Origin of the sequence: Streptomyces sp. NBC_01426 (assembly GCF_036231985.1) — a bacterium.
Taxonomy (GTDB): domain Bacteria; phylum Actinomycetota; class Actinomycetes; order Streptomycetales; family Streptomycetaceae; genus Streptomyces.
Genome location: NZ_CP109500.1, coordinates 353,899 through 367,818, shown reverse-complemented (window position 1 = coordinate 367,818; position 13,920 = coordinate 353,899). Strand labels below are relative to the sequence as shown.

Below are 13,920 nucleotides of genomic sequence, written 5' to 3'. Positions count from 1 at the left end.
CGCCCACAGCCCGAAACAAACAACAGCACCGACGTTGACTTACGTTGATTCGTGTTTATTCTTGTTAACGTGTGGCTCCCAGGGCCGCCGTACTTCGAGAGACGGGCACGTTCCGTGAAGAGAACCACGACGAAGCTCGCGGACGGCCGCGAGCTGATCTACTACGACCGCGACGGCAGCGCCGATCGCGACACGGTCGACCAGCGCCTGCTGGAGCCGGTCGACAGCCGGCCCGAACTGCGGCTGGACCTGGCGACCGGCGACTGGGTCACGATCGCCTCGCACCGTCAGGGGCGCGTCCACCATCCGCCGTCCGACGCGTGCCCCCTGTGCCCCTCCTGGGACGGTCACCACAGCGAGATCCCGGCCGCGGAGTACGACGTCGCCGTGTTCGAGAACCGCTTCCCCTCCCTGGCGGGACGCATGGGGCGCTGCGAAGTCGTCTGCTTCACGCCCGAGCACGGGGCGAGCTTCGCCGATCTGACCGAGGACCGGGCCCGCCTCGTACTCGACGCCTGGACGGACCGCACCGAGAACCTGTCGGCCCTGCCCGGTGTCGAGCAGGTGTACTGCTTCGAGAACCGCGGCGCGGAGATCGGCGTCACCCTCGCCCATCCCCACGGGCAGGTCTACGCCTTCCCGTTCGTGCCGCCGCGTACCGCCAAGATGGTCGCCGTCGCGGACACGCACCGGCGCGTCACCGGTGGGAACCTCTTCGAGGACCTGCTCGCCGAGGCCCGCGCCGCCGCGTCGCGGGTGGTCCTGGCCGGGGAGCACTGGACGGCGTTCGTCCCGTACGCGGCCCGCTGGCCCTACGAGGTGCACCTCTATCCCCATCGCCGGGTCCCGGACCTCACCCACCTCACCGAGGCGGAACGCGCGGAGTTCCCCGGCATGTACCTGGAACTGCTGCGCAGGTTCGACCGGCTGTTCCGGCGGGAAGAGGATGCCGCGCCGACTCCTCCCACCCCGTACATCTCCGCCTGGCACCAGGCGCCGAAGACCGGAGGGCAGGAACTGGCCCTGCATCTGGAGCTGTTCACGGTGCGACGGTCGGCAGGCAAGCTCAAGTTCCTCGCCGGGGTCGAATCCGGCATGGACTCCTTCGTCAACGACGTCGCCCCGGAGGCCGCGGCCCGGCGGCTGCGGGAGGTCGCGTCATGAGCAGGTACCTCGTCACCGGCGGCGCCGGCTACATCGGCAGCGTGGTCGCGGCCCGTCTCCTCGCGGCCGGCCACCGCGTCACCGTGCTCGACGACCTGACCACCGGCAGGTCGGAGGCCGTCCCGGAGGGCGCCGACTTCGTCCGGGGCGGGGTCGCACAGGCCGCCGCCCTGCTGGACAGCGGCCATGCCGGGGTGCTGCACTTCGCCGCGTCCTCACAGGTGGCCGAGTCCGTGCGCGACCCCGAGAAGTACTGGCGCAACAACGTCGCCGCCTCGCTGGAGCTGATCGCCGCCATGCGCCGGGCCGACGTACGCACCCTCGTCTTCTCCTCCACCGCGGCGGTCTACGGCGAACCCGAACAGGTGCCGATCGCCGAGGACGCCCGGACCGCACCGACCAGCCCCTACGGCGCCACCAAACTCGCCGTCGACCACCTGATCACGGGGGAGGCCGCCGCCCACGGGCTGGCCGCCGTGTCCCTGCGGTACTTCAACGTCGCGGGCGCCCACGCGGGTCACGGCGAACGCCACGACCCCGAATCGCACCTCATCCCGCTCGTCCTCCAAGTGGCCCAGGGCCGGCGCCCGCACATCGACGTGTACGGCGACGACTACCCCACCCGCGACGGCACCTGCGTACGTGACTACATCCACGTCGCCGACCTCGCCGAGGCCCACCTCCTGGCACTGGACGCCGCCCGCCCCGGCGAGCACCTGATCTGCAACCTGGGCAACGGCGAGGGCTTCACCGTTCGGGAAGTGATCGACTCCGTCCGACGGGTGACGGGCCGCACGATCCCGGAACTCGTCCGCCCCCGGCGCCCCGGCGACCCCGCGGTGCTCGTCGCCTCCTCTGCCCGCGCGCACGAGCGCCTCGGCTGGCGGCCGAGCCGCACCGGCCTGGACGCCATCGTGGCCGACGCCTGGGCCTTCGCACGGGAGGCGTCCGCGTGAAGGAGGCCTTCCGACACATCCACGGCGCCTCCCCGGACGGGATCTGGGCGGCGCCGGGCCGCGTCAACCTGATCGGCGAGCACACCGACTACAACGACGGCTTCGCCCTGCCCATCGCCATCCCCCAGAACACCCTGGTCGCGGCGCGACGGCGCGAGGACCGACGGCTGCGGCTGCACAGCGCCCAAGGCGACGGCCCGGTCATCGACCTCGACGTCGACGACCTGGCCCCCGGAGCCGTCACCACCTGGGGCGCGTACCCGGCGGGAGTCGTCTGGGCGCTGCGCGAAGCGGGACACGCGGTCGCAGGCGCCGACCTCCACGTCGACAGCACCGTGCCCACCGGCGCGGGCCTGTCGTCCTCCGCCGCGCTGGAGTGCGCGGTCGCCTTCGCCTACAACGACCTGTACGGGCTCGGGCTGAGCGCACCCGCGCTCGCCCTGATCTCACAGCGGGCGGAGAACGGCTTCGCCGGCGTCCCGTGCGGGGTCATGGACCAAATGGCATCCGCCTGCTGCACCCCCGGCGCGGCCCTGCACCTGGACATCCGCGCCGGGACCCACGAGCAGGTGCCGTTCGCCCCGGAGTCGGAGGGCCTGCGCCTGCTCGTCGTGGACACCCGCGTCAAGCACGACCTCGGGGACGGCGCGTACGCCGCACTGCGGGCCGGGTGCGAACAGGCCGCCCGCCTGCTCGGTGTCGCGGCACTGCGGGACATCTCCCCGGCGGACCTGCCCGCCACCAACAGGACGCTCCCCGCCCACCTGGTGCCCCTGGTCCAGCACATCGTGACCGAGAACGCACGCGTCGCCGAGGCGGTCTCCCACCTGCGGGCGGGACGCGTCGCGGCGCTGGGCCCGATCCTCTCGGCAGGACACGCCTCACTGCGCGACGACTTTCGGATCTCGTGCGACGAGAGCGACCTCGTGGTGGACACGGCCCTCGGACAGGGAGCGCTCGGCGCGCGCATGACCGGTGGTGGCTTCGGCGGCTCCGTCATCGTTCTGGTGGACGAGGGCAGGGCGCAGGCGCTGGGCGATGCCGTCACCGCCGCGTTCCGTTCCGCCGGATACCCGGCTCCGCACCTGTTCCCCGTGTCCCCGGCCTCGGGCGCCCGCCGCATCGAGTGAGAAGCCGATGGGGTCGGACTTCGTCGACGTAGACTGTTCGTTTATGAGGATTACCGTGTGTCTCTGACTCCGCACACGGACGGCGCGCACAGGAGCGGGGACGAGAACGTGACGGAATCAGCACCCCTTGCGCCCCAGCGGAGGGCCCTGATCCTCGACATCGTGCGCCGCGACGGAGCCGTGCGCGTCGCCGAACTCGTCGAACAGCTGGGCGTCTCCGACATGACCATCCGCCGGGACCTCGACGTGCTGGCCCGCAGCGGCGCCCTGTCGAAGGTGCACGGGGGCGCCATCAGGGCCTCCGTCACGACCGGAGAGGAGCCGGCCTTCGAGACCAAGGCCGGACTGGAGTCACAGGCGAAGGCGGCGGTCGCCGAGGCGGCCTCCGCCCTCGTGGAGCCGGGCAGCGTCGTCGCCATCTCCGGAGGGACGACGGCCTACGCGGTGGCCACCCGGCTCCGGGACGTGCCCGGACTGACCGTGGTGACCAACTCCCTGCCGGTCGCCGAGCTGCTGCGACCCACGGGGGCGGAGCTCGGCTCCCCGGAACGCACCCTGCTGCTCACCGGCGGCTCTCCCACGAAGTCCGCCTCCCTGGTCGGCCCGCTGGCGGACCAGGCGATCCGCTCCCTCCAGGTGGACCTGCTCATCATCGGCGCCCACGGCATCTCCGAACGCGCCGGCGCGACCACCCCGAACCTCGCGGAAGCCCAGACCAACCGCGCGCTGATCGACTGCGCCACTCAGGTCGCCGTGGTCGCGGACCACACCAAATGGGGAGTCGTGGGCCTCAGCCGGTTCATCACCCTCCCGGAGATCGACTACTTCGTCTCGGACGACGGGCTCGACGCCCAGGCACGTGGCGTCCTGAGCGATGCGGTGGGCCGGCTGATCCTGGGAACCACTCAGCCGTAGCCCCGGACGGCGCAGGCCCGGCCGGACCGACTTCCGGGCACGCGCCCCAGTGTCCACGAACGCCCCGGATGCCGACGCCCCGATGTCGTGTGGGCTCGTCCCCTTGAAGCTCACCCGCGAAGGGACTTGTCACACCCGGCATGTTTACGTAAACATGCTGTGGCGAGAGCCCTGCGACGCGCACCCCGCGCACCCCGCTCAGCTGAGGAGCACGCACATGCCTCTTCTTCAGATCGACGACGACGGTTTCCGGCTCGACGGAGAGCCCTTCCGCATCCTTTCCGGCGGCCTGCACTACTTCCGCGTCCATCCCGAGCACTGGCGGGACCGGTTGCGCAAGGCCCGCCTGATGGGGCTCAACACGGTGGAGACGTACGTGCCGTGGAACCTCCACCAGCCGCGCCCCGACGCGTTCCGCATGGAAGGCGGTCTCGACCTGCCCGCGTTCCTCGATCTCGCCGCCGCGGAGGGGCTGCACGTACTCCTGCGTCCCGGCCCGTACATCTGCGCCGAGTGGGAGGGCGGCGGTCTGCCCTCGTGGCTCCTGGCGGACCCGGACATCCGGCTGCGCAGCCGGGATCCCCGGTTCCTCGCCGCGGTCGACGACTACTTCCGTCGGCTCCTGCTCCCGCTGCGGAGTCGGCTCGCCACCCGGGGCGGCCCGATCCTCGCGGTACAGGTGGAGAACGAGTACGGGGCCTACGGCGACGACACCGCCTACCTGGAGCACCTCGCCGACTCCCTGCGCAGCCGCGGTGTCGACGTACCCCTCTTCACCTGCGACCAGCCCGCCGACCTCGAACGCGGCGCATTGCCGGGTCTCCTCGCCACCGCCAACTTCGGCAGCCGCTCCGCGCAGCACCTCGCCGGCCTGCGGACCGCCCGGCCGTCCGGCCCGCTGCTCTGCACGGAGTTCTGGATCGGCTGGTTCGACCGATGGGGCGGCAACCACGTCGTCCGCGACGCGGAGCAGGCCTCCCAGGAGTTGGACGAACTGCTCGCGACCGGGGCCTCCGTCAACTTCTACATGTTCCACGGCGGCACGAACTTCGGCTTCATGAACGGCGCCAACGACAAGCACACCTACCGGCCCACCGTCACCTCCTACGACTACGACGCCCCCCTCGACGAGGCCGGCGACCCGACCGAGAAGTTCGCCGCCTTCCGCAAGGTCATCGCCAAGTACGCCCCCGTTCCGGCGGAACTCCCTCCCGCGCGCGCGGCGAAGTTCAGTCGGGAGGAGGTGGCGCTGACCGAGAGCATCGGTCTGCTGGACGGAGCGCCCGTCCTCGGGGACGCGGTCGCGTCGAGCCGGCCGCTGACGATGGAGGAACTCGGGCAGGACTACGGCTTCGTCCTGTACGAAGCGGAGCTGCCGGACACCGGCCCCGCACTGCTCGTACTGGAGCAGGTGCGCGACCGGGCTCAAGTCTTCCTCGACGGCCAGCCGGTGGGGGTGTTGGAGAGGGAGTCCCACGAGCACGCCCTGACCTTCTCGGTGCCGCGCCGGGGCAGTGTCCTGACCGTCCTCGTGGAGAACCAGGGACGGGTGAACTACGGCCCGGGCATCCACGACCGCAAGGGACTGCCCGGCCGCGTCCTGCTGAACGGGGCGCCGCTCGACGGGTGGACCAGCCGACCGCTGCCGCTCACCACGTTGGAGGACCTCCCGTTCGGTACCGCGCCGGCCACGCCGATCGGACCGGCGTTCCACCGCGGCACCTTCGAGACGGACCGGCCGGCCGACACCTTCCTGCACCTCGACGGCTGGACGAAGGGCAACGCCTGGATCAACGGCTTCGCCCTCGGCCGCTACTGGTCCCGGGGCCCGCAGCGGTCGCTGTACGTCCCCGGCCCGGTACTGCGCACGGGAGTCAACGAGGTCGTCGTACTCGAACTCCACGCCCCCTGCCATGCCCGGACGGTGACCTTTCGCGAGACACCCGACCTGGGCCCCGTCGAGGACTGACCGCCCCGACGGACGTGTGCGGCCGTGTCCCGCGTCAGGGGCGGGACACGGCCGCGCCGGTGGTGTCGCGGCGGGAACGGTCAGGTCAGACGGCCGAGCGGCGCCAGTTCCGGTTGTCGCCTCCGTTGCACGTCCACTGGGCGAGCGGCGCGCCGTCCGTACGGGCCTGGTTGGTGACGTCGAGACACTTGCCGCTGTGCTGGGCGACGAGCCGCATACCGCTCGGGCCGGCCTGGGCCGCCTTCCACCTCTGGCCGGGCGCGTCGCCGCACGTGGTCTGGACGACGGCGGCGCCGTCATCGGCGGACGCCTCCCGGACCGCGAGGCACTTGCCGCTGTGCCGCAGCATGATCCGGACCGTGCCGGCCCCCGCGCCCTGGAACCACACCTCCTGGTTGACGCTTCCGGCCGTGCAGGCCCACTGGACCAGGGCGGCACCCTCCGCCACCGACCAGTCGGCGGCGTCGGCGCACTTGCCGCTGTGTACGGCGGTCAACGTGTTCCAGTCGCCGGTGCCCCTGACGGTGCCGGCCTCCGCCGCGATGATGATGTGCGGGTAGTAGTCCATGGTCAGGGTGGTCCTGGTCGGGAACTTCAACGGCAGCCAGATGTACTGGGAGTCGTTGACCGTGCCGCCCGTCGAGTTGCCCCAGCGGTCGCCCATGTACAGGTACCCGGTGGCACCGGACACGCCCTCGACGGGCAGCACGAAGGCTGTCTGGGAACCGTAGGTCCTGCCGTCGCCCAGGTCCCGCAGCCCGCTCCAGGTGCCGGTGATGCTGTCCGCGGTGCCGTACTTCTGCTGGTTGGGGGACCAGCCGGTGGCGCCGGACGTCACCAGGAAGTAGACGCCGTCCCGCTTGAACAGCGCCGGAGCCTCGCGCCACTGGCCGGCCCACAGTTTCTGTACCCGGGTCTCGACGGCGGTGTAGTCCGCGGTGAGCCGGTAGACGTGGAGGTCCGCGTTCTCGTTGGCGGCGGAGATCATGTAACCGGTGCCGTCGGTGTCGACGAAGGTGGTGATGTCCCGGGACATGTGCCCCAAGGGTCGGGAGCTCCCGCGCCAGGAGTAGTCACCGTCGACCGTGGAGGAGACGGCCACCGCGGCCCGGGCCTCGCTGTAGTCGGTGGCGCTGCTCTCCTTGTGCATCCACATGACGAACTGCCCGGTGGTGCGGTTGTACACGACCTTGGGGCGCTCGATGTTGGCCGTCGCCAGCTCCGGATCCGACGCCTGGGTCAGGACGTGGCGGCGGAACTCCCAGGTCCTGAGGTCGGTGGAGCGGTAGGCGGACACGTACCGGAAGCTGTTGTCGGCGTTGCGGTTCTCGCCGAACCAGTAGTAGTACTCGTCCACCTTGACGACCCCTCCGCCGTGGGCGTGGATCGGGCTGCCGGCGGGATCGGTGAACTGCGTCGCGTTGGTGACGGTGACGGGGGCGGGTGAGGCCGCGGCGGTGCTGAGGCCGCCGAGGAAGCTCGCGATCAGGGCTGCCGCGAGGGTGAACAAGGCTGCCAGGTAAGGGGATTGACGTCGCATGGGTACCTCTCGCTGACCGGCGGGTGGGGGAGGGGTTGCGGTGCGCGCTGGGTCCCGCGAGCCGGCGAGCCGACAGCGGGGTTTGTGAAGCCGATGTGCCGCGCCTGTTATGTTTACGTAAACATCAGGCGGCTGGCTGCGAGTCTGGGGACCGCACCTGGGCCTGTCAAGCGTTCGCACGCGAATCGTCACTCATGGGCCGGTCGGGCCCACCGATTCCACGATCGTCGGTTTCAGCCACCGGCCCCACGATGCTTGACGCTCCTCGGCGGAGAGTGTCACCATCTCGCTACCGATGATTACGTAAACATTTCTCATCAGGTCCTGCCCCATGCGGCCGTTTCCGGCCCGGAGGCCGTCTCTTCCCTCCGCTTGCAGACCTGTCGGTCACCGACACAAGGACCCACCATGACGCTCCTGCCGTCAGCGGCACAAGCAGTCTCCCCGCCCCGCTCTCGACCCCGTACACACGCACGCAGGAACGCACTCGTCGGCTGGGGGTTCGCCGGACCGTTCGCAGCGGTGTTCGTGCTCGTCTTCCTGGCGCCCATCGGTTATGCCTTCCACCTCAGCCTGATGCGCGACCGGCTCATCGGCGGCACCGCCTTCGTCGGCGCGGACAACTACCTCCAGGCGCTGACCGATCCGCGGTTCTGGGAGGGATCCGCCCGGGTCGGGCTGTTCCTGCTCGTCCAGGTGCCGATCATGCTGGGGATCGCGTTGCTGGTCGCACTCGCCATCGACAGCGGCCGGTTGTACGGCAAGGCCTTCTTCCGCGTGGCGGTCTTCCTGCCCTACGCCGTCCCGGCCGTGGTGGCCGGTCTGATGTGGGGATTCATCTACGGACCCCGATTCGGCCTGGTGGGCAACCTCAACGAGGCGTTCGGCCTGTCCCTCCCGGATCCTCTCTCCCCCTCACTGGTACTCGCCTCCATAGGCAACGTCGTGACCTGGGAGTTCGTCGGCTACAACACCTTGATCTTCTACTCGGCCCTGAAGGTGGTCCCGCGATCCCTCTACGAAGCGGCCGCGATCGACGGCGCCGGAGAGTGGCGCATCGTCACCGCGATCAAGTTGCCCGCCATCCGCAGCGCGGTGGTCATCGCGACGATCTTCTCGATCATCGGCAGCTTCCAACTGTTCAACGAGCCCGGCATCATGCAGAACCTCGCCCCCAACGCGATCACGACCAGCTACACCCCGAACCTCTACACCTACTCGCTGGCCTTCTCCGGACAGCAACACAACTACGCGGCGACCGTCGCCATCGTGATGGGTGTCCTCACCGCGATCATCGCCTACGCGGTCCAGCTCCGCGGCATGCGGAAGGGCTGAGCACATGATCACGAACCCCTCGGACGCCCCCTCGGACACGGTGGAACCCGCCGTCCGCCCCCGCGCGATGTCGGACGCCGCAGCCGAACCCGGACGGATCCCGGCCGCCCGGCCCCCGAGGGAACGGCCCCGTCGCACCAAGCGCACCCACACGCCGCTCAACCCCAGGCCGAGCATCCCGTTGACCCTGGTGACCGGGCTGGTCCTCGTCTACACCCTCCTTCCCCTCGCGTGGCTGGTCATCAACGCCACCAAGGACCAGCAGGACCTCTTCGACTCCTTCGGCCTGTGGTTCGGCGAGGACTTCCACCTCTGGGACAACATCGTCCGCACGCTGACCTACGACGACGGAGCCTTCGTCCGCTGGACGCTGAACACCCTGCTGTACGTCGCCACCGGAGCGGGCGGCGCGACACTGCTCGCCGTACTCGGCGGATACGCGCTGGCCGTGTACGAGTTCCCCGGCCGCCGCGCCGTGTTCGCCGTCGTCATCGGCGCCGTGGCCGTTCCCGGCACGGCACTCGCCGTGCCCACGTTCCTCATGTTCAGCGGCATGGGACTGGCCAACACCCCCTGGGCGGTGATCATTCCGTCCCTCGTCTCGCCGTTCGGGCTGTACCTGATGTGGGTGTTCGCCACCGAGGCGGTACCTTCCGAACTGCTCGAAGCGGCCCGCATCGACGGGGCCGGCGAGCTGCGCATCTTCTTCAGGATCGCCCTGCCCCTGTTGATGCCGGGCACCGTGACGGTGCTGCTGTTCTCCATGGTCGCCACCTGGAACAACTACTTCCTGCCGCTGATCATGATCAAGGATCCGGACTGGTACCCGCTCACCCTGGGGCTCAACGCGTGGAGCGCCCAGGCCCGGACCGCGGGCGGCGAGCCCGTCTTCGACCTCATCATCACCGGATCCCTGCTCACCATCGTGCCGATCGTCGTGATCTTCCTCCTGCTCCAGCGCCACTGGCAGTCGGGCCTGGCCGCGGGCAGCGTCAAGGAGTGACGCGTCCGGCTCCGACGCTCGTACCGACCCTCCTCATCCGCACATCGAATCAGGAGCACCACCGATGAGAACGAACAGCCGCCGCCGCATCGTCGCCGCCGTCGCCGTGACCTGCGCCTTGGCCCTCGGTGCCACCGCCTGCGGGTCCTCGGACCCGGAGGCCGAGAGCGCCGTCAAGGACGTGGCGTCCGCGCTCGAAGCCGGAGGCAAGGTGACGGTGTGGGCGTGGGAGCCCACGCTGAAGAAGGTGGCCGCCGACTTCGAGAAGAAGTATCCGAAGGTGGACGTCGAACTCGTCAACGCGGGAACGGGCGACAAGCAGTACACGGCGCTGCAGAACGCCGTCGCCGCCGGCTCGGGAGCCCCCGACGTGGCTCAGGTCGAGTACTACGCCGTCGGCCAGTTCGCCATCGGCAAGGCCCTGGAGGACCTCGCCCCCTACGGCGCGTCCGCCCACGACCGGACCTTCACCACCGGGCCCTGGAGCGCGGTGCGGTACGACAAGGGGATCTACGCGCTGCCCATGGACTCGGGGCCCATGGCGCTGTTCTACAACAAGAGGGTCTTCGACCGGCACGGTGTCGCCGTCCCGACCACCTGGGACGAGTACGTCGAGGCGGCGCGCGCCCTGCACAAGGCGGATCCGAAGCTCCACATCACGAACGACACCGGGGACGCCGGCGCCACGACCAGCCTGATCTGGCAGGCAGGGGGGCGTCCCTACAAGGTGGACGGAACCGAGATCGGCATCGACTTCAACGACGCCGGCACCGCGCAGTACGCGCGCACCTGGCAGAAGTTGCTCGACGAGCGGCTGCTCGCACCGGTCAGCTCCTGGAGCGACGAGTGGTACAAGGGCCTGTCCGACGGCAGTATCGCGACCCTGTCCATCGGCGCCTGGATGCCCGCCAACTTCGCCTCGGGCGCTCCCGCCGCCTCGGGAGACTGGCGCGTGGCACCCCTTCCGCAGTGGACGCGCGGAGCCAAGGCGGGTGCCGAGAACGGCGGCAGCTCCCTCGCCGTGCCCAAGGCATCGAAGAGCAAGGCGCTGGCCTACGCCTTCATCGAGTACGCGACCACCGGGGCCGGCGCCACCGCCCGGGTCTCCGAAGGCGCCTTCCCCGCCACCCGGGCAGACCTGGAGTCGAAGGCCTTCCTGGAAACCGCCTTCCCCTACTTCGGCGGTCAGCAGGCCAATCAGGTGCTGGCGGACGCGGCCCGAAACGTCGGCGCGGGCTGGTCGTACCTGCCCTACCAGGTGTACGCGAACTCCATCTTCAACGACACCGTGGGCAAGGCGTACGTCTCGTCGACGACTCTCGCCCAGGGGTTGGACGCCTGGCGGAAGGCCAGCGCGAAGTACGGCGCCGACCAGGGGTTCAGCGTCGGGAAGTAGCAGGAACCGGCACGGGGAGGCGGGGGCGGGGGCGGCGTGCGCGCGGGGTGCTCGCCGCCCCCGCTTCCTTTTCACCCGGGGCCTGTTCGGGCTGCCGCGGACTCGTGCCTCACGGGGCGCCGTGAGGGAGCTTCAACTCGCGCGAAACACGTCGGCATCGCCACGACGGCAGTCGTGGCCCTCGCGCTCGCCGCGGCCTCCGCAATCCCCGGGCCGGCGGCCGGAAGGAGTGCACAGGCGCAAGGCGTCATTGAGAACGCCGGAAGTGCCGGCATCATCCCCGGCAGCTACATCGTCACCCTGAAGGACTCCGCCACCGCTCCACGACCGCCGGTGGCAGGGCCGTGGCCAAGCGGTACGGAGCGAGGATCGACCGACTCTACTCCGCCGCCCTCAACGGCTACTCGGTCGAGCTCTCCGAGGCGCAGACCGGGAAGTTGGCCGCCGATCCGGCGGTGAAGTCCGTGGTGCAGAACAGTCTCGTCACCCTCGACGGCGTCGGCACCACCCAGCCCGACCCCCCGTCGTGGGGCCTGGACCGCATCGATCAACGGGCACTGCCGCTCGACCAGAACCACAGCCACCCGGACCAGGCCGGTGAGGGTGTGACGGCCTACATCACGAACGGGCGGGGGTGGCCGATACACCGGCCACCCCCGCCGCGTGTGGGCAGCAGCGCGGCCACGAGGGTGACCCGAAGCCGGACGGGGGGTGGCCGCAGGTGAGAGGGGGGCCTCGGCGGCGGCGCGCGCCTGCGCACCTCCTCGGGTGCGGGTTCTTCCCGCGCGATGACCGAGCCGAGCTCGCCTCCATGCCCGTCCATCCGGGCAATGATGTTGAATTCTGTTCGACCGGAGACTCTTGCGCATCCCTCTTGTGTGTGGGCTCGCCTTGTACGGCGCTAGCGGGTTGGTGGCCGTTCCTGTCGGAGATCCCTTGAGGGGATGCGTTGAGACCTGTTGAATTATGGTCGAGTTCGCGGGTAGTCTGGACCGCTGATCGTGTCCACCGACGGTCGCCTCCCTGCCCGCTCTTCGCGCCCATGCCTCCTCTTCGCGCTGCCGTCGAGACGCGAGGCGATGTGTCTCCGCAACCACGAGGATGGTTCATGCCCCACCCCTACCGCCGTCGCCGTCCGGTTGGCGTGGTCCCGGCCGAAGGGTTGGCGAGGGAAGCCGTGTCGATCGGGACCGCCGTCGCAAAGGCACCCGTATCCGTCCCGTTCGCGGGCGGCTTCGAGTCCGGTGGAAAGACGTGTGACGGGACGTCGCCGAAGGTGCAGTCCCTCGCCCCGACGGCGCGCTGGTGAGCCCGCACGTCTGTCGACCCTTCCGATGCGCATGGAGAGCAACGGGCATGCGGGCCACCGCGGAAGGGATGAGGGGACGGGCGGGTTCGGGCGGCGGTCTCCATGATCACCGGCAATGGCCAGGGAGGGATTCCCGTGCGCGTTGAACGCTGCCCGGACTGCGGGACTGCGGGCGCCGCCTGCGGGTGTGCGCCGGGTGGAGGGTTCGACCCTCTGCGCATCCGTCCGTACGTGACGTTGACCGACCCCGGCGAACCGGAAGTTCCGACGCACGGCGCGCCGAGACAGGGCGCGGTGGCGGCGCCGCACCGCGACACCCCGGCGTACGGAGTTCGCGTACCGCCTGCGTACCTGTCGTGGTCGGAACCCGACCCGCGCGCCGCTCTCCTCCAGCCGGCCTCCCGGGTGCCTGTCCCCGGGGCGGGTGGGCCGACGGTGGGCCCGGGGAGGGCGGGTCGCCGATCCGAGGAACGCACCGACCGCGCTTTCCGGCGGCCGGCGCTGCTTCTGCTTGCCGCCACCGTGGTGCTCGCGATGGGCGGGACGGCCGTGACCCTGTGGACACCGGCCTCCTCCGGCGACGTCATGGTCCCGGACGCCAGGCCGTCGGCTCCGGCGAGCGCGGTCCCGCCCGGGTCCTCACCGACGTCCTCCGCGAGATCGTCCGGCCCTTCGACTTCCGCTTCGCGCTCCCCGTCGCCGAGCGCCTCCCGCCCGGCGTCACCGTCCGCCTCTCCTGACCCTTCGCACGCGGCGTCCCCCTCTGCTTCGCCGAGTCCGACGCCGAGCGCGAGCCGTTCCCCCGGCCCCAAGCCACCGCCACCCACGCAGGCGCCGACCCTGCGGTACGGCGACTCTGGCCCGGAGGTGAAGAGGCTGCAGAAACTGTTGGCCGCGCAGGGCCTGTACAAGGGCAAGGTCAACGGCCGGTTCGATGCGAGGGTGAAGCAGGCGGTGGCAGAGTTCCAGGTCGACCGGGACGTCGATGACGACGGTCGGGGAACCTACGGGCCGGCGACGCGTCGGGCACTGGAGGGATAGGGCCACGCCTGCGGAGGTGGCGTGGACCGCCCCGGATCCTCGGTCCAGACCCTTCCGTCAGACAAGCCGCACCCCGAGGGGCCGGCCTTCTCAAGGGTGCTGCCGCGCCGACGAGATGACCGTTGAAACGCGTTCGGCGCAGACGGTCCCAGTGAAGAAGAC

11 protein-coding genes and 1 pseudogene are annotated in these 13,920 nt (G+C 70.4%); 11 read left to right on the top strand and 1 reads right to left on the bottom strand.

Annotated features, from left to right (window positions below; translation table 11 throughout):
- Positions 1 to 114: 114 nt before the first annotated feature.
- The 5 genes from galT (at position 115) to OG906_RS01745 (ending at position 6,134) form a co-directional block, all read left to right on the top strand.
- A complete protein-coding gene (gene galT, locus OG906_RS01765) occupies positions 115 to 1,164 on the top strand; it encodes a galactose-1-phosphate uridylyltransferase (protein ID WP_329439267.1) in 1,050 nt (349 codons plus the stop codon).
- Positions 1,161 to 2,120 carry a UDP-glucose 4-epimerase GalE gene (gene galE / locus OG906_RS01760; RefSeq protein ID WP_329439265.1) on the top strand — a complete coding sequence of 320 codons (960 nt, stop codon included), beginning with the start codon at positions 1,161 to 1,163 and terminating at the stop codon, positions 2,118 to 2,120. The genes galT and galE overlap by 4 nt, the downstream gene beginning before the upstream one ends.
- Positions 2,117 to 3,250: a galactokinase gene (gene galK / locus OG906_RS01755; protein WP_329439263.1), complete on the top strand. Its 1,134-nt coding sequence runs from the start codon at positions 2,117 to 2,119 to the stop codon at positions 3,248 to 3,250. The genes galE and galK overlap by 4 nt, the downstream gene beginning before the upstream one ends.
- Positions 3,251 to 3,358: 108 nt before the next feature.
- A complete protein-coding gene (locus OG906_RS01750; protein WP_267797265.1) occupies positions 3,359 to 4,165 on the top strand; it encodes a DeoR/GlpR family DNA-binding transcription regulator in 807 nt (268 codons plus the stop codon).
- A 217-nt stretch (positions 4,166 to 4,382) separates the two neighbouring features.
- Positions 4,383 to 6,134, top strand: a complete 1,752-nt coding sequence (locus OG906_RS01745) for a glycoside hydrolase family 35 protein (RefSeq protein ID WP_329439261.1) — start codon at positions 4,383 to 4,385, stop codon at positions 6,132 to 6,134.
- Positions 6,135 to 6,219: 85 nt separating this feature from the next.
- Here OG906_RS01745 and OG906_RS01740 read toward each other — a convergent pair whose 3' ends face one another.
- Positions 6,220 to 7,674: an RICIN domain-containing protein gene (locus tag OG906_RS01740; RefSeq protein WP_329439259.1), complete on the bottom strand. Its 1,455-nt coding sequence runs from the start codon at positions 7,672 to 7,674 to the stop codon at positions 6,220 to 6,222.
- A gap of 408 nt (positions 7,675 to 8,082) precedes the next feature.
- Here OG906_RS01740 and OG906_RS01735 point away from each other — a divergent pair, with 408 nt between their 5' ends.
- From OG906_RS01735 to OG906_RS01710, 6 genes and pseudogenes are all read left to right on the top strand, one after another.
- Positions 8,083 to 9,009 carry a carbohydrate ABC transporter permease gene (locus tag OG906_RS01735; protein WP_329439257.1) on the top strand — a complete coding sequence of 309 codons (927 nt, stop codon included), beginning with the start codon at positions 8,083 to 8,085 and terminating at the stop codon, positions 9,007 to 9,009.
- Between the two features lie 67 nt (positions 9,010 to 9,076).
- A complete protein-coding gene (locus OG906_RS01730; RefSeq protein ID WP_443067444.1) occupies positions 9,077 to 10,012 on the top strand; it encodes a carbohydrate ABC transporter permease in 936 nt (311 codons plus the stop codon).
- Positions 10,013 to 10,076: 64 nt separating this feature from the next.
- Positions 10,077 to 11,408 carry an ABC transporter substrate-binding protein gene (locus tag OG906_RS01725; protein ID WP_329439252.1) on the top strand — a complete coding sequence of 444 codons (1,332 nt, stop codon included), beginning with the start codon at positions 10,077 to 10,079 and terminating at the stop codon, positions 11,406 to 11,408.
- A gap of 156 nt (positions 11,409 to 11,564) precedes the next feature.
- Positions 11,565 to 12,028, top strand: a pseudogene (locus OG906_RS43570) (S8 family serine peptidase); the annotation flags it as partial.
- Between the two features lie 1,246 nt (positions 12,029 to 13,274).
- Positions 13,275 to 13,457, top strand: a complete 183-nt coding sequence (locus tag OG906_RS01715) for a hypothetical protein (RefSeq protein WP_329439248.1) — start codon at positions 13,275 to 13,277, stop codon at positions 13,455 to 13,457.
- 127 nt (positions 13,458 to 13,584) lie between these two features.
- A complete protein-coding gene (locus OG906_RS01710; RefSeq protein ID WP_329439246.1) occupies positions 13,585 to 13,758 on the top strand; it encodes a peptidoglycan-binding domain-containing protein in 174 nt (57 codons plus the stop codon).
- Positions 13,759 to 13,920 lie beyond the last annotated feature (162 nt).